Here is a 21264-nt window from a genome sequence, read left to right on the forward strand (position 1 = left end):
TTTCATTGGAGCAAAAAAGGGGCGGAGTAGAATGTTGAAAAGAGTCAATATCTTATGGACTGTGATTGCAACTGTTTTTGTCATGAATAGTTTTGCAAAAGCAGATGATCACGTTAAACACATTAAAGTTGCAGTTACACAAATTATGGCACATCCTGCTGCGGATACTGTTCGCAAAGGAATTCTGGATGTGCTGGAAGAAAATGGTTATAAGCAGGGTGAAAATTTGGAACTGACTTTTTTGTCAGCACAGGGCAATATTTCTACAGCAACACAAATTGCACGTAAATTTGCTGGTGATAAACCCGATGTTATCGTAGCAATTACTACGCCTTCAGCACAAACAATGCTTGCGGCAACAAAAACAATCCCTATTGTTTTTGCTGCAATTTCTGATCCTATTGGAACCAAAATAGTCTCTTCACTTACCAAGCCTGGTGGTAATGTCACGGGATCTTCTGATCGTATAGATGTGGCAGGAAGCATTAGACTTTTGCAAGAAGTAAAGCCAGATTTAAGAAAAATTGGTTTTCTTTATAATGCTTCAGAAGCCAATTCTGTTGCAACACTGAAGACGTTAAAGGATATAGCAGATAAAGCTGGAATTGAAATCATTCCTTCATCGGCACCTAAACCTTCTGATGTTCAGGCGGCAACACGCGCTTTAATTGGTAAGGTGGATATTATTTTTATTCCTGCGGATAATACGGTGCTTTCTGTTTTAGAAGGGGCAGTACAAGTCACACAGGAAGCAAATATGCCTGTATTTACGGTTGATGCTAATTCTATTGGACGTGGTCCTTTTATGACACAGGGCGTGAATTTCTATGATGTAGGGGTTGAAGCTGGAAAATTGGTTGTGCGTATTCTAAAGGGGGAAAAGCCTGGCGATATTGATGTTGTGCAAGCAGTTAATAATGATATTAGAATTGATATGAAAGCAGCACAAAAGGTTGGTATTATTATTCCACAAACAGTGATAGAACGTGCAACAAAGGTTATTCAATAATCTTGCATTGATGTAATGTTAACGCGGTAAAAGTACATTAATTTAATAGGGTTAGTCTTTGGATGAGTATGTTTGCGTTTTCTGGTGCGGTGGAATTAGGACTTATTTATGCGTTCGTTGCTATAGGGGTTTATCTTTCCTTTCGCGTCTTGGATTTTCCGGATTTAACGGTTGATGGTTCGTTTCTTCTTGGATCGTGTGTTTGTGGTGTATTGATTCTTTTAGGTTTAAATGCGTGGGTTGCTATGGTATGCGCTTTTTTTGCGGGTATGGTGGCAGGTTTTTTAACAGCTTTGCTCAATTTGCGTTTTGGCATTTTGAACCTTTTGGCTTCTATTTTGACAATGTCAGCACTCTATACAGTTAATCTTCGTATTATGGGGATTATGGGAGGCTCTAATATTAATTTGGCGCTTTCTGATACGGCTTTAACACCTTTTTATAACCTGTTTGGTCTGTCTGATATTTTCGTGCGGCCTCTTTTCGTTGGTACTGTCTTGCTGGTGGTGGCATTTTTAATCTGGCGCTTTTTGGAAAGTGAAATAGGTCTTGCTATGCGTGCAATGGGAGCTAATCCACGGATGGCTACCGCGCAAGGTGTTCATACCTCAGCATTGATTTATTTTGGTATGGGGCTTTCCAATGCTTGTGTTGCGCTTGGCGGATCCCTTTATATTCAAACTGCCATTGCTACCGATATTACTGGTGGAGCTGGTACAATTGTTTTTGGTTTAGCGGCGGTTATTATTGGGGAAACCCTCTTTCGTACGCGCAATATTTTTTGGATCATTGTCAGTTGTATTGTTGGATCTGTTCTTTATCGTGTGGCTGTGCAATTTGCTTTTGAGGCAAACGGCATTGGTATTGATACATCGACGGATCTGCAGTTAATTACTGCGCTGCTCGTTGTTTCAGCCCTTATTATACCACGCTATTGGGGGAGACGTAAATATGATTGAGTTTTCTCACGTCAGTGTTACTTTTAAACCGCAAACCCCATTAGAAAAACAGGCTTTAATTGATATTAATCTTAGGATTGATCAGGGTAGTTTTGTTACAGTTATTGGGTCAAATGGCGCTGGTAAATCAACTTTGCTTAGTGTTTTAGCTGGCGCAATTTTGCCCACCACAGGAAAAGTGGTTATCAATGGGCAAAATGTTTCTAGGCAATCAGTCAGTGAGAGAGCTGGAAAGATCGCTTGTGTTTTTCAAGATTCATTAATGGGAAGCTGCGGTTCTTTAACAATTGAAGAAAATTTGGCTCTTGCTGCTCTTCGAGGAAATCGCCGTGGTTTGCGCTCAGCCTTAAATCATGAAAAACGGCAATTTTTTCGAAATGAAATTGCTCAATTAGGCATTGGTCTTGAGGCATATATTCACAATCCTATGGATAGTTTGTCAGGAGGACAACGCCAAGCAGTTTGTCTTGTGATGGCGACTTTAGCTCATGCAGATGTTTTATTGCTTGATGAACATACCTCAGCATTAGATCCTGGAATGGCTGATTTTGTGATGCAACTGACCGAAAAAATCGTTGAAGAGAAAAAATTAACAACTATTATGGTGACGCATTCTATGCGTCAGGCTCTTGATCATGGAGATCGTACATTAATGCTGCATGGCGGAAAAGTGATTTTGGATGTTTGTCAAGAAGAGCGTAAGGGCTTGAATGTGAATGATTTAATTGGCATGTTTCAAAAAGTACGTGGGGAAGCTCTTGATGATGATGCACTGTTAATGGATTGATATTTTGGCTCAGAAAAAAGCGCATGAAGTTGGTCAGTTTCTAACGCGTCTTTCACGTGCTTTTCCTATTGTTCTCATTTATGGACCAGATCGCGGGCTTGTTTGTGAATCTGCAAAGCGTTTTGCCAAGCTTACACAGGTTGCAGTAGATGATCCATTTTCAACGATTCGTTTGGATGCTGCTGAGATTGATAAAGATCCTGCTCGTTTGGGAAATGAAGCGCGTACTTTATCGCTGTTTGGCGGTGACCGTTTAATATGGATCTCTAATGGTGCTAATCAAAAAGGTTTTCTTACAGCTTTGAAGCTTCTCATTGAGGAGCCACCAGAAAAAAGTTTTATTCTTATTGAAGCAGGCGATTTAAAAAAAGGAACGGGCTTACGCAATGTTATTGAAACGGCATCAGGAGCAATGGCTTTGCCTTGTTTTGCCGATGATGCTCGTTCTCTTGATGCTCTGATGGATGAGGTTTTAGGTTATTTTCAAAAATCCCTTTCTTTAGATGCGCGAAAATGGTTACACGAAAGTTTGGGAGGGGATCGTCTTGTTTCTCGGAGTGAATTAGAAAAGCTTTGTCTTTATGCTTCAGAAAGATATATCACGCTTGAGGATGTGAAAGCTGTTGTAAGTAATGTGAGTGCTGTTTCTCTAGATGAAGTGGTTGATGCGCTTTTATTGGGAGATATCAGAAATTTTGAGGCGCATTTTAGCCAACATGCAACACAACATGGGACAGTTTTTTTTATTTTAAGTACAGCACAAAGGCATTTTCAGCAATTACAGCTGTTGCGTTATCAAGTGGAGGTGGAAAGAAAATCTCCTTCTGTTGTGGTTGCTCAGGCTCGGCCTCCGATTTTTTTTCAGCGGAAAAAAATCGTGGAGCAAGCTTTAAGATATTGGAAGTTAGAACATATTGCTTATGCTATGGAAAGAATTCAAACTGCTGTTTTAGAGAGTCGTAAAAACCCACTTTTGAGTGAAGCTATCATTCGTCAAGCTTTGCTAGGGCTTACAATTGTTGCACGGCGCCAAATGGCTGCTTAAAATACTCAGTTGTTATGAAAGATTACAATTTTTTCTCATAAGGTTTATTTGTTTTTGAATGATAGGAGCCTTTCATAGGGTGATTTGATGTGATTTGCATGTGTTAGAGGGATATTTAAAACGGGAAGGCAGCCTCACTGAAAGAAAATATCAAAATGTAAAGCTGAAAACCTCTTCCTATCTCTCATTCTTTTTTCAGCTTTGCGATTTTTTCAAGCATCTACGGGCATGTCTTTTTAATAATGGAGCTTACACATTGCGTCAGGCTTTTGTTTCTCACACACTTTCATGGAGGCATGTTTTTTTATAAAGCACAGAGCGCCGGAAAACAAAACGCCATTGTGGTGCACATTTATAGCAGTTGTTTTTATGAAACCTCTTTTAATACTCCTAAGTTCATTTCATAGCGCTGTTTGTGAATGGTATAAAAGCCAGCACCATCTTTACGCTTATGAAGATGCAAATCCACAGCGCCTTATTTTTGTCCTCTTCCAATGTTGCGATAGCTCTTGACACTTGAGAGCATTCATAAGAGGCGTTGTTACTCCTTTTTTTATGGTTGTTATTTATATGTCATCATTGCTTTTGATTTGCAACTGAGTGATTATTAATGAATAATAGGTTTGAGGTGAAAAAATCTTATTATCTTCAGGGGACCTTATTGCGGTTGTAAGATAAAAAATATTATTACAAATCAAATGTTTGTGTTTATTATTCATATAATCTTTTTGATGAAAATAAGAGATCTATGGAAAGGGCGTTTTTGTAGGTTTGCTGACAGGTGAATGTTGGTTTTATTTATGCGTTTGTCTGGTAATAAGAATGTTATGTTATTTTTTGCAAAACTTTCTTTGTTGATAGAGTGAATTTTTCTCCATATTGGCTTGATTTATAGCATGAGGAGAAGAAAAATGCTCTTAAAATAGTGATTTTTTACATGATTTATTGAGTAGAATTTTCAATATTTGAAAAATTTTATTGATTGTTGTGGTCCGATGTGGGCTGAAACATGAGCTTTATGCGAAGAAGTTATATCTACTCGCAGTTTTGGGAAATTTGTGGACAAATTGTAGCTTTGCGACCGTTTTCATAGAGTCTTTAAAGGTAGAAAGATGTTTCCTATTCGCTTTGTCATAAAAAGATGCTGTTTTATGGAGAGAGGTTGTTATTTTTGCTCAAGAGTTTAAAAGAAACTATTTGTGTCATGGTGTCTGTTTGTCAGTAAGAAGTGACAAATTTTAGAGCTTGATGTTACATTTTTTCTTACTATTTTGGGGAGCATTTTCCAGATAAAAAAGTAAATTGTTAGTTGATTGAGCAGGGGATTATTAGGTAGATCGCGTGATCTTATTATTTGTTCTTTTGTCGGATTGTGGTTTTTTAATATTTGGTAGATAACTCTTGAACAAACAGGCAGATAAATTGTGGCTTTGTGACCGTTTTCACAGAGTCTTTAAAGGTGAAAGATGCTCCATATTCGGTTTGAAAAAATAGCTCTCATTGGTATTGGTCTTATTGGTTCTTCTTTAGCAAGGGTGATTAAACAGAAGAATCTTGCTACTCAGATTTCTATTGCAACGCGTCGTCAAGAAACATTAAAAAGAGCGCGTGAATTGGAACTTGGGGATTTTTATACAACCGATAATGCAGAAGCGGTTGAAGGTGCAGACCTTGTTCTTGTTTCTGTTCCTGTTGGAGCAAGTGCTGAGGTGGCAAAAACTATTGGTGATCATTTAAAACCTGGGGCAATTGTGAGTGATGTTGGCTCTACAAAAGCTTTGGTTATTGCAGAAATGGCACCTTTATTGCCCAAAACGGTCCATTTTATTCCTGGTCATCCGATTGCTGGAACAGAATATTCAGGACCAGATGCTGGTTTTGCTGATTTGTTTATGAATCGCTGGTGTATTTTAACACCTTTTGCTGAAAGTGATGCTACGGCTGTAGCGCGGTTGACAGCGTTTTGGGAAGCTTGTGGTGCGCGTGTCGAAAAAATGGAGCCTAAACATCATGATCTTGTGTTGGCTATTGTTTCGCATTTGCCACATTTGATTGCTTATAATACTGTTGGAACAGCAAGTGATCTAGAAAAGGTGACCAATTCAGAAGTGATTGCTTATTCTGCTTCAGGTTTTCGTGATTTTACCCGTTTGGCATCTTCTGATCCTGTTATGTGGCGTGATATTTGTTTGCATAATAAGGATGCTATTTTAGAAATGTTGAGTCGTTTTAGTGAAGGGCTTACTTCTTTAGAACAGGCAATTCGTTTGGGAGATGGTGAGACACTGTTTAACTTTTTTACACGCACACGTGCTGTGCGTCGTAGTATTATTGATGCGGGGCAGGAAATTGATGCCCCCGATTTTGGGCGCCACAGTGTTTCTAAAGAAGGTGGATAAAAAAGAGGTTTTTGTTGAATTTTCCTTAATTTTTTCGAGGAATTTATATTCCTTTAAGTGATAAATTGTTATACGGAAATATCTCTTTTGGCAGCTTGTTTTATCTTACGACACTGCTTATGAATGATATCAGATGAGGTCTATTGGCATGAATCTCTTGACATATGCAAGGTATAAATTGGCATCGTCATTTTATTTGCCAACTCCCAATGTGGAGATAGCTTTTGCATGAAAATGGGTAATGAGAAGTATTTGTATTTCTTTACTTAAAGTTTTTTATCCATATGCTGGCCCTTTTTGTGATGCGTAAGGGAAGAGTTGTTAATTGATTTGTTATGAACAAGGTTGAAATGAGAGAATCTTGTAATTTTCGGTTTGTTCATTGAGCATGAGAAACAATACATTATTTTTATAAATTAGTATATTAATAGAGAAAAGATAAGCGATTGTTTGGGTATAGAGACTGAGGCTCAAAAGATTTTATGGTTGTAAGATGGTTATCTAGAGCATAGGGATACCCAAAGTAATTATAGAATTTAAAGTTCTTCTTTTAAGTGTTTGGAGAGCTTAATATAATGCAATGCTTTGTGGTTATTTCTAGATTATATTCGTGAGATATATTTTATGCGCAAGTTGTTTTGTCGCTGTTATGAGCGTGTTGTGACATCGCAAAAAGATGATTGAGAGTGGTGTATCTAAGTTTGCCATATCATAGTTTTTTTGGTGTGGGTTTATATCACTGTATCACATTTTTTATTTGTAATATCAATGTGTTATTTCTATTAATTTTCAGCATTTTTTGCTTTTGATGCGTAAAATGTTTTGAGTTGTTGTTTTCCTTTTTGTCATATAAGCTAGGCTTGAACGTATTAATTATTGCCCTTTATATTAAGGGGTGTTTATTTTTAGATTTTGATGATTTTTATGAAGCTTGTAGAGACTAGGAAAGAGTATTACCAGAAAGTATTGAGATTTGTTAAGGAATATCTTTTGGTATAGCTATCGTATTCTTGTTGATGCAGTAAGTCATTATTGGCGTGATAATGGAAGTGCTTTTGCTAGTCATGTCGCGCTGTCGGGGCTTTTAGCATTTTTCCCTTTTTTTATTTTTGGAACATCTCTTGCTAGTTTTTTTGGTGCTTTTACATATACGCCGCAAAAAATTAAAGCGCTTGTGCAATTGTTGCCAGATGTCATTGCAGAGCCTTTATCGCAAGAAATTATCAGTGTTTCAACCATTCAGCGCGGGGATGTGTTAACACTTTCTGTTATTGGGGCGGCTTATTTTGCTTCGAATGGAATAGAGGCATTGCGTGCAGCTTTGAATAAAGCTTATCGGGTTGTCGATCGACGCAGTTTATTGTTTTGTCGCTTTCAAAGTTTGTTTTTTGTCATCCTTGGAGCTTTGGGTCTTGTGGTGATCAGTTTCCTGTTGATTTTGGCACCTCTACTGATCAAAGTTATGCAAAATCATTCTTTTTTCATTACCGAACATATCGGTATCATTCGTGTATGGCGTTATATAATCGCGGCAGTTGTTTTATTTGTAAGTCTTTTGATTGTTCATAAATGGCTTCCAGCAGAGCAGCGGAAGTTTGTAGATATTTTACCAGGAATCGTTGTGACAATGTCGGTGTGGTTTATGGCTTCTATTGCTTTTGCACAGTATTTAACAATGTTTGATTACATTTCTATCTATGCAGGATTAGCCTCTATTATGGTTGCTATTATTTTCCTTTATATATTAAGTGCAATTTTTATTTTAGGAGGTGAAATAAATGCAGCAATTATATTTTATCGCAAGCATTTACAACCTTCAAATGAATGAAAGAACCTTTTTTGTGTGAAAGAAAGTCAAGAGATCCATAAACGAATCAAACCTACTATCAGTTTGTTGATTGATGCGGATGCTTGTCCTGTAAAAGATGAAGTTTACCGTGTGATGAATCGTTATCAGCTCAAAACATTTGTGGTGGCAAATCGCTTTTTGGCTCTTCCAGATGAAGAGCTTGTTGAAAGAGTGATTGTACCTGGTGAATTCAATGGCGCAGATGATTGGATTGTTGAACATGTGCATGAGGCAAGTATCGTTATTACCAGTGATATCCCTTTAGCAGCACGAGTTGTGAGAGCTGGGGGTGTTTGTCTTTCGCCAACGGGGCGTATTTTTGATGTCAATTCTATTGGACAAGCTTTGGCAATACGCAATTTGATGGAAGATTTGCGTGGACAGGGCAATATGACAGGTGGTCCTCGTCCTTTTGGTCGCAAAGATCGTTCTACTTTTTTGTCAGCACTGGATTTAGCGATACAACGTTTAAAAAGGCGTGGTCATTAGGTTATTGTGCTTCTCTTATGACAGCTTTTATAAGCGCTTTGGCGTCGTCATTGGCCCATGGAGCAGCACCATTATATGAGGCGATGAGATGACCATTTTTATCAATCAGAAGTGTGATAGGTAATCCTAGAGCAAGCCCTTGTTTTCGCAGGTTGTTGAAAATATTCATTGTTTCATCACGATAATAGATTAAATTGTCAGCATTCACATTCTGTAAAAATTGTTGAATTTTGGGGGGAGAAGCTGTTTTATCGGTATTAATAGCGATTACATCGAAATTTTCTCCACCAAATTCACGTTTTAATGCTGCGAGTTCAGGCATTTCTGTGCGACAAGGAGCGCACCAAATAGCCCATAGATTAAGCAATATTGATTTTCCGGTAAATTCTGCGAGTGTGTGATCTTTTCCCTGAAGATCTTTGAAAGAGAGTTCCTTCATATCTAAGGGTGTAGCAGCAAATCGCATATTCGTAAAAAAACCTTTTGCGGTTTTTTGGAGCGCCATTATTTTTTCTTCTTGTGCCTTTTTGCTCTCCTCTTCTGAAATAAAGTTGGCAACAAAAGACGCTCTCTTGTTATAAGAGCCTTTTGTGACGTATAAACTGATACCAGCTAAGATTATGGCAATAAAAAAGGATGCAATGAAGAGCCTCTTTTTATTGTTCTTTTTTCGGTTGCTAACAGTTTGAGGAATCATGATTTTTATCCTTTTTAGGGGTGTTTTTAGAGTATGACAGATGAAAAGCTAAAGAACCAAATGTGGGGTGGCCGGTTTATAGCAGGACCTGCTGCCATTATGGAAGAAATTAACGCCTCGATAGATTTTGATCAAAAACTTTATCAGCAAGATATTGAAGGTTCACTTGCGCATGCTGCCATGTTAGCGCAAACAAAGATTATTTCGCAATCAGATTATGAAAAAATTGTTCATGGTTTAGAATGTATTCGTCAAGAAATTGAGGATGGTACATTTGTGTTTTCACGAAAGCTGGAAGATATTCATATGAATATTGAAGCACGGCTCTGTGAATTGATTGGTTCTATTGCGGGGCGTTTACATACGGCGCGTTCACGCAATGATCAAGTGGCTGTCGATTTTCGTTTGTGGGTGCGTGAGGCAACAGAAAAAATAGCGCAAGCTTTAAAGGGATTAATAGAGCAATTGCTTGTTCGAGCAGAACAACATGTTGATAGCTTTATGCCTGGATTTACACATTTACAATCGGCACAGCCTGTTACCTTTGGTCATTATATGATGGCTTATGTTGAAATGTTTGGTCGAGATTTATCACGGATGCGTGATGCCATCAAACGCATGAATGAATCGCCTTTAGGCGCTGTAGCTTTAGCTGGTACAAGCTTTCCTATTGATCGTTTTATGACAGCAAAAGCACTAGGCTTTCGAGAACCAACACGCAATTCGATTGATAGTGTTTCAGACCGCGATTTTGCCTTAGAATTTTTAAGCGCTGGTGCCCTTTGTGCAATGCATCTTTCGCGTTTAGCCGAAGAAATTATTTTATGGTCAAGTGAACAATTTCATTTTATTCGTTTATCGGATGCTTTTTCCACCGGATCATCCATTATGCCACAGAAAAGAAATCCTGATGCAGCGGAACTTGTGCGCGCCAAAAGTGGACGACTAAATGGTGCACTCATAGGTTTGTTAACGGTCATGAAAGGATTACCCCTTGCCTATTCAAAAGATATGCAAGAAGATAAAGAATATGTGTTTGATGGAGCCTTAAATCTCGAATTATCACTGGCAGCAATGACAGGGATTATAGGGGATTTGCACGTTAATAAAGAAGCAATGAGGCAAGCAGCAGATTTGGGTTATGCAACGGCAACAGATTTTGCTGATTGGTTGGTGCGTGAATTAGGGCACCCTTTTCGTGAAGCACACCATATTACGGGGCGTGCTGTAGCGTTAGCAGAAAAAAAACAGTGCAGCCTTAATGCCTTATCATTGAGTGAACTTCAAACCATATGTGCAGAGATTAATGAAACAGTTTTTGATGTTTTAACGGTTGAAAAATCAGTTGAAAGCCGTAAAAGTTTTGGGGGGACGGCGCCTTCAGAAGTGCTTTATCAAATTCACTATTGGAAAAAATATCTTGTTACAGCTTAAAGGATGGAATTTATAATCCAACAAAATACAATAAAAAGAAAGATCGATAGGAGAGCAAAGGGCAGATGAAAATTATTTTAAGGAATTTAACAATTGTCCTTTTGGGAGGTATTGTTGTTGTTGGATGTGGACGTAAGGGATCATTGGAGATGCCACCTCTCAATGTGGAGAAGTCTAGGCAAGGCGCATCTGTTACTAAAGATGAAGAAGATAAGCCTTTTATTCTTGATCGTTTGATAAAGTAGGAGGGAAATGTGCAGTTTTTCTCTTATCATCAAGCTATGTTATATGCTGAAGGTCTTCCGATTTCGACTCTTGCGCGGGATGTGGGGACACCGTTCTATTGTTATTCCGCTAATGCATTGGTTACACGCTTTCAGGACTATAAAAAGGCATTTCAAGATATGCCTAGTTTGATTGCGTATGCAGTCAAAGCCAATTCTAATCAAGCTATTTTACGGCTTTTAGCAGCAAATGGATCGGGAGCTGATGTGGTTTCAGAAGGCGAATTACGGCGCGCGCTTGCCGTTGGTATTCCTGCCCACAACATTGTTTATTCTGGTGTTGGGAAAACAGTCAGAGAGATAGATTTTGCTCTTGCCCAAGATATTTATTGTTTTAATGTTGAATCAGAGCCAGAACTAGAACAATTGTCACGGCGTGCTGTGGCGCTTGCAAAGACAGCACGGGTTTCACTGCGCATTAATCCAGATGTTGATGCAAAGACTCATAAGAAAATTACTACAGGAAAGTCTGAGAATAAATTCGGTATTCCATTGTTGTTTGCAAGAGATGCCTATAAAAAAGCTGCCTCTCTCCCTGGATTGCAGGTTTGCGGTGTCGATATGCATATTGGGAGTCAGATCTGTGATTTAAAACCTTTTGAGGAGTCATTTCTTATCATTACAGATTTTGTGCGCCAATTATGGAGTGATGGTTATACGATAACACATATCGATATTGGCGGTGGGCTTGGTATACCATACGGAAATGAACAGCATGCTATACCCTCTCCTTTTGAGTATGCAGCATTGGTGAAAAAGCATATTGCACCTTTAGGGATCAAGATTATCGTGGAACCAGGACGTAGCATTGTTGGTGAAGCGGGTGTGTTGGTGGCATCTGTTGTTTATTTGAAAAAAGGTGAAGGGCGAAATTTCGTTATTGTTGATGCGGCAATGAATGATTTTATGCGTCCAACACTTTATGATGCTTGGCAAAATGTGCTCCCTGTAAAACAAACACCAAAAGATGCATCACTCATTCGTGCGGATATTGTTGGTTCGGTTTGTGAAACCGGAGATTATTTAGCATTAAATCGTCATGTACCAATTTTAGCACCAGATGATCTTTTGGTGATTACCGGAGCAGGCGCTTATGGTGCGGTAATGGCGAGCACCTATAATAGCCGGCTTTTAATACCGGAAGTTCTTGTCCAAGATACACGTTATGCGGTTATTCGTCCACGTCTTGATTATGCGCAATTGATAGGATGTGATCATATTCCAGATTGGATTGAGCGTTGCTAAGTACTTTTGGTCTTATTTTGACTCAATTTTGATGAAACAGTTCATTCTTTGAAAGGTATTTTCTGTGGGATTTACTGTGAGTTCTATAAAATATTTTCTTTCAATACGGTGAGAGAAGGTACATTTATCTATCTTTAAAATATCATGTCTTTTCTCTCTGATTGCAGTTTTCTTTTGCATCACCTAAGTGTAAAAGTGTAAAGTTTTACGAATATTTAGGGCAGGATTTGCTTGGTAAGCTTATAAGGTGAATCACATAAGTGGTTGGAAAGTAAAACTGACCTGAGAGAAAACAATCTGGTTACAGGTTGGTGGGGATTAAAGAATCTTCGTTTTTTTTAGGCGAGGAGGAGATCAAGATCTCAATTCACCGTTGTACAAGGGGAAAAATATTTGTCTATGGAAAATGAAAACATCAAAAGTTTTGTAATCATAAAGCTTTTGTGTGTGCGCGTTTTTATGTGGTTTATCCTCTTATTTGAGCGGATATGGGTACAGTTGTTGCCGTTTTTCCTCGTTCTTAGTCTTTTTTGTTCGCTTAGTTGGTTGGGTATTTTTAGCATTCTCAGTTATTGGCCCCATGTGCTCTTACTTGGGCTTATGTTTTGCTTGGCTGTGGGAAGTTTATTTTTTCTTCGACGTTTTCGTTTTCCTACAATGAGGGAAGTAAATCGGCATCTTGAACAAGTCAATGGGCTTAAAAATCAACCCATAAGCGTTCAAACAGATCATTTATGTGCTGAAAATGATGACGGTTTTCATGCAATTATTTGGCGTGAACATCAACGTCGCATGGCGAGACAATTATCCAATTTAAAAACAGGATTTATTTCTCTTAATATTGTGGCTTATGATCCTATGGCTCTGAGAACTGTTTGTCTCCTGCTTTGTGTGTGTGCTTTTAGTTTTTCTTTTGGCTCTTTGGGGGGACGTTTGGCAGATGCATTTGATTTGCGTCCTGTCATTGATGAAACATCTATGCGGATTGATGCTTGGGTCACACCACCTGCTTATACTGGTGTGGCACCTCTTTATTTAACAAAAGATGAGAAAACACAGGTGACAATTCCTCAAGGGAGTGACCTCGTTATCCGTGTTGTTAATGGGGCTGGCATTACAGTAAAAGCAATTTCTGAAAAAGATGGGCAAGAAGTTTTGTTTGCCAAGAAAAATGAAAAGGTGGCTTTGGATAAGCCAATCATTCATTTTGAAACACATTTAGAACATTCAATAGATTTATTGGTTTCATCACGGCATAAGCAACAGAAGTGGCATTTGCAGGTGATTAAAGATCAGCTCCCAACAATTCGTTGGTTGGAAAAGCCAGGGCGAATTTTGACTGGTTCGTTAGAATTACAATATGAACTGGATGATGATTATGGAGTGACAAAGGCTTTTGTTGAAGTAGAGCCTTTTTTAAAGCAACACAAAAGTACTGTTGCTCTTTATAGGGCGCCTGAAATAAAACTACTTTTGCCACGTGGTGGAAAGGGTAAAATGCGGATGGTACAAGATGTATCAGCACATCCATGGGCTGGTGCGGAAGTTAAAATTACTTTGCTGGCAGAAGATGGGGCGGGACAACAAGGGCGGAGCAAAACTTTTGTGATGACACTCCCACAACGTGTGTTTTCGAATCCTGTTGCACGTGCGGTGATTGAACTGCGTCGTTTACTTGCTCTTGATGCTTCTATGCGGGAACGTGTCCTCGATATGCTTTCTGCGTTGTTTGTGCGTCCAAAAGATGGGCTGCAAAATTTCACACATTTTCTTGTTCTACAGAGTGCATGGACAAGGCTTTCTATGGCAGAGACAGAAGATGATTTGCGCGGTATCATTGATTATTTATGGCAAATTGCCTTGGGTATTGAAGGTAATCAGCTCGAATCTGTGCAGAAAAATTTAAAACAAGCACAGGCTGCTTTGCGTGATGCACTTCGTTATGGTGCTCCAGTAGCAGAAATTGAACGGCTTATGGCAGATTTACGCCAAGCTATGGATACCTATATTCACGCTTTGGCTGAACGTGCACAAGACAAGAATCATTCTAACAATGATAATCTTCGTCGTCCAAATCTTTCAGAGGATTCACTAGAAAAAAAGCTCAATCTCATTGAAGAAATGGCAAAAACCGGTTCCTCTTTAGCAGCTGAACAGTTGTTGGCTGAAGTAGAACAGACTCTTGATCATTTGCAAGTTCAAAAAGGGGATCAAGGTGGTGAGAAGCAGCAGAACCAATCTGCTAAGATGAAAGAAAAAATGGATCAGCTTGGAGATTTAATGCGGCGTCAGCAAGAAATTCTCAATGAAACACACCAATTAGAAAAAAAACGACAAAGTGGGGAAAACATACCAGAACAGCAAAAGAAATCTTTAAAAAAACGTCAGGCTGAGTTGCAGTCTGAATTGTCTATGTTAGAAAAAGAACTCTCTGCGCAAGGGTTTGAAGCGCATGATGCATTCAAAAAGGCAGAAGAAAAAATGAATTCTGCTGGAGATGCTCTTGAGCAGGGAAACAATCAAATATCTATGCAAAATCAGTCAGATGCTTTAGAAGATTTGCGGCAAGGTGCACAAAATATTGTGAAAAAAATGCGTGAAATGCTTAAAGAGGCTAGAGATAAGCAAAATGCTGCTTCTGGCGCTAAAGATCCATTAGGACGTCCACTTTCTTCAAAAACAGATCAAGAAGGAAAAGAAGGTACGAAAATACCACAAGAAAGTGATCAAATGCGAGCACGACAGATTTTAGAAGAAATTCGCAAACGTTTGGGTAAGGAGCATATCCTAGAAGTAGAAAAAAACTATCTTGAAAGATTGCTTCATTTTAATTAATTACTTTGTTCTCTTTTAATCGATGCAAAAAGGGCGTATTAAAAGTTGAGGCACAAGGTTTAAAGATGAGGGGCATGATGAAATCGCTTATCCACTGTAATCAATAAAATGTTCTATAGGTTGTTTTGTTATTTGGGTTTGAAATATGCAACATTCAAAGCTTTTGACATTGTCGATAAAAGGCAGAAATCCATATAAATGGGGATAGGAAGGCCTGTAATGTTTAAAGTTTTTTTCTACACGGTATGTTGAGTTGGATATAGTCACACTGAGAGATTTTTATGCTTCGGCACTGGGGTTGCGCGTGCAGGCAACATTGTGTGACCAATTAAATTTCTGGTGGCCTGATATTACTGATAAACGGGTGATGGGACTGGGATATGCACTTCCTTATCTTTCTGTGTTGCGTAGACGTGCACAACAATGTTTTGCTTTTATGCCAGCTTCTCAGGGTGCTGAACCTTGGCCTTGTGCTGAGAAAGTTGCTACAGCACTTGTTTTTGAAGAGGATTTGCCGCTGCCTGATGCTTCGGTTGATTGTGTTTTATTGGTACATGCACTGGAATATACAGAAAATTCTTTCGAAACACTCAATGAAATATGGCGTATCTTAGCGCCCAATGGGAGTTTGATTGTTATTGTTCCTAATCGTTCTGGTTTTTGGGCACGCAATACTTCCACACCGTTTGGTTACGGTGAGCCTTATAGTCGACAACAGATTGCTCGCCTGTTTGAAAGAACAAATTTTGTTTCTCAATCAGTGCAAGAAATTGTATATTATACACCTTCTTCTGGTTCTATCTCACGGCTCTTTTCGTTTTTTTATGAACCATTTGCCCGTCATCTTTTGTCTTATTTTGGTGGACTCTTGATGTGTCAGGCGCAGAAACGTGTTTATCAAGGTCTGCTTGTACAGCGTCGTCAATCGCGGCGCGTTTTTATTCCTGCATTATCACCCCAAGCCTATGAGAGTTCTTCCCATCTCATGCCCAATTCCATTTCACGAAAGCGCTCACGAAAGTTATCATGTAAAATTTCATTGAGTATATCCTTTTTAACTGCTGCAAGGTATAAATGAGCATGAGTATGATCATGCTCTTTTCCAGTTTTTTATATTGTGATTTTTTTGCATTGAGACAGTTTATGAGTGGACATAAAGTCTAGTCTCAAATGGCTTTTATTTAGATTCATCATAAAATGATTTGTTGTGAGAGCGCTTATGCTATTTGGGCTGCCATTTAAGTTAAAAATGGTAAATTACCTTTAAAATTAAAATGTTATCATTAAATCTCAAATATATTTTGTTGCAGAGAAAAATTGGGAGAATCAAAATCATGTTTGAAGCAGTTCATGTCAAAAAGGTGTTAAAGGTTTAAACGATAGCCATTTTGGTCTGTAATAAGAATTTGTGCGTTGGAGGGGTCTTTTTCGATTTTTTGGCGCAAACGATAGATATGGGTCTCTAGGGTATGGGTGACAATATTTTCATTATAGCCCCAAATTTTTTCTAAAAGTGTTTCACGGTTTACGATTTGGTCATTAGTATGATAGAGGTATTTAAGAATAGCTGCTTCTTTTTCTGTAAGACGAATTTCATTGTTGTGTTGATCAATGAGGAGTTTTTGTCCTGGTTTAAAAATATAAGGGCCAATGCGAAAAGTTGTATCGTCACTTTGCTGATATTGGCGCAATTGGGCGCGAATTCGTGCCAATAACACGGCAAAACGGAAAGGTTTTTTTACATAATCATTAGCGCCTGTCTCAAGATCTAACAGGGTATCGCAGTCCGTATCATGATTTGTAATCATGATAATGGGAGCGCGAAATCCTTGGATGCGTAATTTTTTGACTGCTTTACGGCCATCAAGATCAGATAGCTCAAGTCCCAAAATAGCAAGATCAATATTTCTCTCTTGGGTTATTGTTATTCCTGCTTCAGCTGTTTTTGCTTGAAAGACTACAAATTCCTTATGCATTTGCAATTGTTCTACCAAAATAGGGCGCAGATCATTATCTTCTTCAACAATTAAGAGGGTATAGCGATTCATTTTTGTTCCTTATAAGATATGTTGATGCACCAATTGATGGAGAGCAGTTTCATGAAAAATGAGATTGCATGCAAGGAAAATTGAAAAAGAAAGCCTCTAAAAAAAGAACTTTTATTGTCTCTCTGGTCGTTTTCTGACAAGTAGGTCATTGTGCGTGAGGTGTATTGTGCGTTGATCAAAATCATTTTTTTGTGCTCTGGGGTGGGTTAGTATTTCTGCTTTTAAGCATGAAGGAGGTAGGGCAACACTTTAGCACATATGCCTTGTTTGAGTGGATTTTGTGGCAAGTCTTATGGTTTTTTATTACGCTCTGTTTTGCCTTTTCACTGTCTTTGCAAGATGGTTGGTGTGATGCGAGTAGTGATGATGATTATAATCGTTTGATACATTTTCCTTATGGTAATAGTGCTGAAAAAATTTATCGTGAGAGGGTTTTATGAGATTGTCTTGGTTTTGGATTGGAATATTGGAGAATGAAAAAGGGCAGGAGGAAGTGCTATATTTATGCATTGAGCATAAGAAAATTATGCATCTACAGAAGGATGTATTGCACTTGCACGGTGATTATGGAACGTCTCTTGCCCCATAGGAATCAGTGGTCAGAGATTATTGTGTTAAGATGAGAGCATTTCTTTATTTAAGGTTGCCCATAAAACAAACTTCTTTCCATTCATCTTCTGTTACGGGTTGTACTGATAAGCGACTAGCTTTGACTAGCATCATATTTTTCAGTTTAGGGTTTGCTTTAATCTGTTTTAATGAAACAGGGGTTGGCATATCACAAACGGCACGGATATCGACACATTCCCAGCGTGGATCAGAAGTCGTAGAATCAGGGTGTGCTTCTGCACATACTTCTACGATACCTACAATTTCTAGCCCTTTATTGGAATGATAAAAAAAGCCTTTATCGCCATATTTCATGGCACGCATATTGTTACGAGCTTGATAATTGCGGACACCGTCCCATTGTTCACCATCCGCGCCTTTTTGCTTCTGCATGTCCCATGACCATTTATGAGGTTCAGATTTAAAAAGCCAATAAGCCATGCGTTCTCCTTTTTATGGATTGTGAATATTTTAGACATCATACGTATTTTATATGCACTTAAGTATAGCACTGCTAAGTACGATCATTTCATTTAAAATGAAGTAAAGAATGCAGATTATCAATTTATTTCTTCATTTTGGAGAGAGAATAAAATTGTTTTATCATCATGCGTTATCTTTTTATTCTGTTTCATTAAAATGCGTGAAACTATCTTGTCTTTTACTTAATTGTTAGAAGAAAAAAATATGCATGTGGATCAAAACATAAGCCTAAAGTAAGCCATTAAGCCCAAGTGCAGTTATTTTTTAATGTCAAAAATAATCTATGATTGGGTTGCTTTGAAAAGTTGTGTAGGAAAATTGTGTCTTAGAAGTTTCAAGATAAGAAAAGTTATAATAATGAGATGAAATATTCAATAACAGTCATTCATATTGTGCTTTGTGGAGAACATAAAAATTCATTTTGTTAGGCTTTTGTTCCACGGCGTCCCATCCCGATTAAGGGAGTAGATTTTTCATCCAATGGCCAGCGTGAGCGCGGGGCAAGATCAAGGGGGCTTGTTTCTCCTCTAGCAAGCTTTTGTGCACCAGCAAAAGCAATCATTGCAGCGTTATCGGTACATAAGGAAAGAGGGGGCGCTATAAATTCAAAACCATGTTGATGTGCAAGTTTTTGCAATGTTGATCGAATGGCTTGGTTGGCGGCAACACCACCTGCGACAACTAAAGCAGGAGGACGTTGTTCTTTACCATGAGAGAGAGGATATTGTTGGATAAAGTGTTGTAGAGCCAAATGAACGCGATCATGCACTGTATCGGTAACTGCTGCTTGAAAACTTGCGGCAATGTCTGCAACATCGCTTTCTGTAAGAGGCGCCATGGCTGTTGCTGCTTGCCGAACAGCGGTTTTAAGACCTGAAAAAGAGAAATCTAATCTTTTTTCACCTTTTAAAGGTCGTGGAAGAGGGATACGATTTTTGTCTCCTAATAAAGCAGCTTTTTCAAGTGCTGGACCACCAGGATAAGGAAGGCCTAAAAGTTTTGCTGTTTTATCAAAAGCTTCTCCCAAGGCATCGTCAATGGTGGTTCCTAAACGCTGGTAGTTGCCTACTCCGTGAACAAGGATTGTTTGTGTATGACCACCTGAGACCAACAGCAATAAATAAGGAAAATGGACATTATGCGTTAACACGGCTGTCAAGGCATGACCTTCTAAATGATTGACGGCAATAAAAGGCTTTCCCGTGGCAAGAGAGAGTGCTTTTGCGCTCATAACACCTACCAATAGTCCTCCTATGAGACCTGGACCACTGGTGGCTGCAATGGCATCAATATCTTTCAATTTTGTGTTTGCTTGTGTGAGTGCTTTTAGAATTAAACTATCGAGAATTTCAACATGGGCACGGGCGGCAATTTCAGGAACAACACCGCCATAGGGTGCATGATGATCAATTTGGCTCCAAACAATATTAGAAAGAATTCTACTGTTAGCTTCATTGTTGTATTCAACAACAGCAGCAGCAGTTTCATCGCAACTCGTTTCTATTCCTAACAGGCGCATTTTAAACAAAACCTTCTGTTAAAGACTCTTTTATTTTGTGGGTATCACGGACAGGAAAAGATGCAAAGAACTTCTCATGAAATTATTTCTCTCTAAAAATGCGTTTAAATGCATTCTCTTTAAATATAATGGCTTTGTTAACTCAAAATGAAGCTTTTTTTTCAGTATAAAATAATGATATGTTCCCCAAATATTGTTCATTAAACTTTATAAGATTAACTGTTTTCCATAAAAATACAGTGTTAAAAATTTCGGTGAAGTTATACTTTTTAGTAAAAATGGTTTGAAATAAACAATGCTCTTTGAGAAATTCTTCGTTTTTTAAAGCTTTTTTCATTTTGTTATTTTATCATGAGAGAAGAGTGTGCACAAAAAGTGATTAAGATGGTAGATTCTTCAAAACCAAAAGCTAAACCACATTATACTGGTACGCGCCGTAAAACGCCAGTGATTGAACATGAAACTGTGGCTCATAATTCAGAACAAATAACACAAAATCCAGCAGAATTGGATACTATGGAGAAACAAAGTGAAAAGCATGAGCAGAAGCACTGCATGCCTTATATGACTTGGCTTTATTTGCTTATTTCAGGAATTTTGGGTGGTCTCATCGTTTTGGGTGTTTTGATCGGTCTTCAGTGGACAGGCGTGCTTCCTTCTTCTGTTATGGAAAAAAATACTGAGGGAGAAAAAATTTTACAAATTGCTGAAAGTGCAAAAAATCAAGGTGAGGAAACACGCAAGCAATTAGGGCATGTTCTCCAAGAAATTGATACATTGAAAGCAGAATTTGCTGCTTTTTCATCACAACATATAGAAACAATTCAAAGTGATGGAGCATCACAAGAAAACAAAAAAGCTTTTACTGCTTTAGAGCAAAAAGTAAATAATCTTGAAAAATCTGTGCAAGCTTTTGTGGAAGGCTCAAAAGAAACAAAAGCGGCTTTTTCCGTTGGACAAAGCAATGCAAGTGCTCTTGCTACCTTAAAACAACGGTTAGAAACTATGCAAGAAGAGATTGCTGCTACCAAGAGTGAGAAAAACGAAATCAATACGGCACTCTTTACTGCCATCAGTTCCCTAAAAAATGCTGTAGAGCGTGGTGGATCTTATAGTGATGAATTAAAACTGTTACAACAATTATCGCCTTCGATTGATGGACTGGATTTGTTGCAAAAGACAGCGGCTGTAGGTCTTCCAAGTTCAGCTCAACTTTCAAGTGATTTTGCTCGTATTGCAGATAGCATTGTTGCTACACAAAAGAGTGTTGCATCAGATGCTGGTTTTTTTGAACGGATTTTAGCATGGATAAAGGGTCTTATTGTTTCGCGTCCGGTTGGAAATATTGAAGGTATGACAGTGGGAGCAATTGCGGCGCGGATGGAAGTTGCCATTCAAAGGGGTGATTACGAAAAGGCTTTAAGCGAATGGCAAACATTACCTCAAAATGCAAAAGATGTTTCGCTGGATTTTGTGCAGAAGCTTGAAACACATATTGCTGTTCATCAGTTGCTTCAGAAATTGTTGATATCTGTGCAACAAGGATCTTTTAAGGCAACTAAGATGTAAATAG

Annotated in this window: 18 protein-coding genes; 14 read left to right on the forward strand and 4 right to left on the reverse strand. The window is 38.4% G+C overall.

Features of this window, described 5'->3' with window-relative positions; all coding sequences use genetic code 11:
- Positions 1-31: 31 nt before the first annotated feature.
- The 7 genes from PVV69_RS01850 to PVV69_RS01880 all read left to right on the forward strand — a co-directional run bounded on the left by PVV69_RS01850 (position 32) and on the right by PVV69_RS01880 (position 8537).
- Positions 32-1009 carry an ABC transporter substrate-binding protein gene (locus PVV69_RS01850; RefSeq protein WP_273756237.1) on the forward strand — a complete coding sequence of 326 codons (978 nt, stop codon included), beginning with the start codon at positions 32-34 and terminating at the stop codon, positions 1007-1009.
- 62 nt (positions 1010-1071) lie between these two features.
- Entirely contained in the window at positions 1072-1968 is an 897-nt protein-coding gene (locus PVV69_RS01855; RefSeq protein WP_273756238.1) for an ABC transporter permease, read from the forward strand.
- Entirely contained in the window at positions 1961-2755 is a 795-nt protein-coding gene (locus PVV69_RS01860) for an ABC transporter ATP-binding protein (protein WP_273719706.1), read from the forward strand. The genes PVV69_RS01855 and PVV69_RS01860 overlap by 8 nt, the downstream gene beginning before the upstream one ends.
- Positions 2756-2759: 4 nt before the next feature.
- The gene (holA, locus tag PVV69_RS01865; protein WP_273756239.1) at positions 2760-3800 is read left to right on the forward strand and encodes a DNA polymerase III subunit delta; all 1041 of its coding nucleotides are present in this window, start codon (positions 2760-2762) and stop codon (positions 3798-3800) included.
- 1466 nt (positions 3801-5266) lie between these two features.
- Positions 5267-6199, forward strand: coding sequence for a prephenate/arogenate dehydrogenase family protein (locus PVV69_RS01870; RefSeq protein WP_273756240.1), 933 nt, complete (start codon positions 5267-5269; stop codon positions 6197-6199).
- Between the two features lie 973 nt (positions 6200-7172).
- Positions 7173-8027, forward strand: a complete 855-nt coding sequence (locus tag PVV69_RS01875; RefSeq protein WP_273719709.1) for a YihY/virulence factor BrkB family protein — start codon at positions 7173-7175, stop codon at positions 8025-8027.
- Between the two features lie 15 nt (positions 8028-8042).
- On the forward strand, positions 8043-8537 hold the full coding sequence (locus PVV69_RS01880) for a YaiI/YqxD family protein (protein WP_273756241.1): 495 nt from the start codon (positions 8043-8045) through the stop codon (positions 8535-8537).
- Between the two features lies 1 nt (position 8538).
- Here the strand turns inward: PVV69_RS01880 and PVV69_RS01885 are convergent, their stop codons facing one another.
- Positions 8539-9234, reverse strand: a complete 696-nt coding sequence (locus PVV69_RS01885; RefSeq protein WP_273756242.1) for a TlpA disulfide reductase family protein — start codon at positions 9232-9234, stop codon at positions 8539-8541.
- A gap of 33 nt (positions 9235-9267) precedes the next feature.
- Between PVV69_RS01885 and argH the strand changes: the two genes are divergently transcribed.
- The 5 genes from argH to PVV69_RS01910 all read left to right on the forward strand — a co-directional run bounded on the left by argH (position 9268) and on the right by PVV69_RS01910 (position 16110).
- On the forward strand, positions 9268-10668 hold the full coding sequence (argH, locus tag PVV69_RS01890; protein WP_273756243.1) for an argininosuccinate lyase: 1401 nt from the start codon (positions 9268-9270) through the stop codon (positions 10666-10668).
- A 65-nt stretch (positions 10669-10733) separates the two neighbouring features.
- Positions 10734-10913, forward strand: a complete 180-nt coding sequence (locus PVV69_RS01895; RefSeq protein ID WP_273719713.1) for an LPS translocon maturation chaperone LptM — start codon at positions 10734-10736, stop codon at positions 10911-10913.
- 9 nt (positions 10914-10922) lie between these two features.
- Positions 10923-12197 carry a diaminopimelate decarboxylase gene (gene lysA / locus PVV69_RS01900; protein WP_273756244.1) on the forward strand — a complete coding sequence of 425 codons (1275 nt, stop codon included), beginning with the start codon at positions 10923-10925 and terminating at the stop codon, positions 12195-12197.
- Positions 12198-12596: 399 nt separating this feature from the next.
- Entirely contained in the window at positions 12597-15032 is a 2436-nt protein-coding gene (locus PVV69_RS01905; RefSeq protein ID WP_273756245.1) for a TIGR02302 family protein, read from the forward strand.
- A 253-nt stretch (positions 15033-15285) separates the two neighbouring features.
- Positions 15286-16110, forward strand: a complete 825-nt coding sequence (locus PVV69_RS01910) for a class I SAM-dependent methyltransferase (RefSeq protein WP_273756246.1) — start codon at positions 15286-15288, stop codon at positions 16108-16110.
- A 286-nt stretch (positions 16111-16396) separates the two neighbouring features.
- On the opposite strand, the gene PVV69_RS01915 is transcribed toward PVV69_RS01910, so the two are convergent.
- Positions 16397-17080 (reverse strand): response regulator transcription factor, encoded by a 684-nt coding sequence (locus tag PVV69_RS01915; RefSeq protein ID WP_273719717.1) that lies wholly within the window; start codon positions 17078-17080, stop codon positions 16397-16399.
- Between the two features lie 263 nt (positions 17081-17343).
- Between PVV69_RS01915 and PVV69_RS01920 the strand changes: the two genes are divergently transcribed.
- Positions 17344-17520 carry a hypothetical protein gene (locus PVV69_RS01920; protein WP_273756247.1) on the forward strand — a complete coding sequence of 59 codons (177 nt, stop codon included), beginning with the start codon at positions 17344-17346 and terminating at the stop codon, positions 17518-17520.
- 193 nt (positions 17521-17713) lie between these two features.
- Here PVV69_RS01920 and PVV69_RS01925 read toward each other — a convergent pair whose 3' ends face one another.
- Both PVV69_RS01925 and tsaD read right to left on the reverse strand, forming a co-directional pair.
- Positions 17714-18130, reverse strand: coding sequence for an EVE domain-containing protein (locus PVV69_RS01925; RefSeq protein ID WP_273756248.1), 417 nt, complete (start codon positions 18128-18130; stop codon positions 17714-17716).
- Between the two features lie 466 nt (positions 18131-18596).
- Positions 18597-19691, reverse strand: coding sequence for a tRNA (adenosine(37)-N6)-threonylcarbamoyltransferase complex transferase subunit TsaD (gene tsaD / locus PVV69_RS01930; protein ID WP_273756249.1), 1095 nt, complete (start codon positions 19689-19691; stop codon positions 18597-18599).
- Between the two features lie 384 nt (positions 19692-20075).
- On the opposite strand from tsaD, the gene PVV69_RS01935 reads away from it, so the two are divergent.
- Positions 20076-21260: a COG4223 family protein gene (locus PVV69_RS01935; RefSeq protein ID WP_273756250.1), complete on the forward strand. Its 1185-nt coding sequence runs from the start codon at positions 20076-20078 to the stop codon at positions 21258-21260.
- Positions 21261-21264 lie beyond the last annotated feature (4 nt).

Source organism: Bartonella sp. MM73XJBT, from assembly GCF_028618465.1.
Classification (GTDB): domain Bacteria; phylum Pseudomonadota; class Alphaproteobacteria; order Rhizobiales; family Rhizobiaceae; genus Bartonella.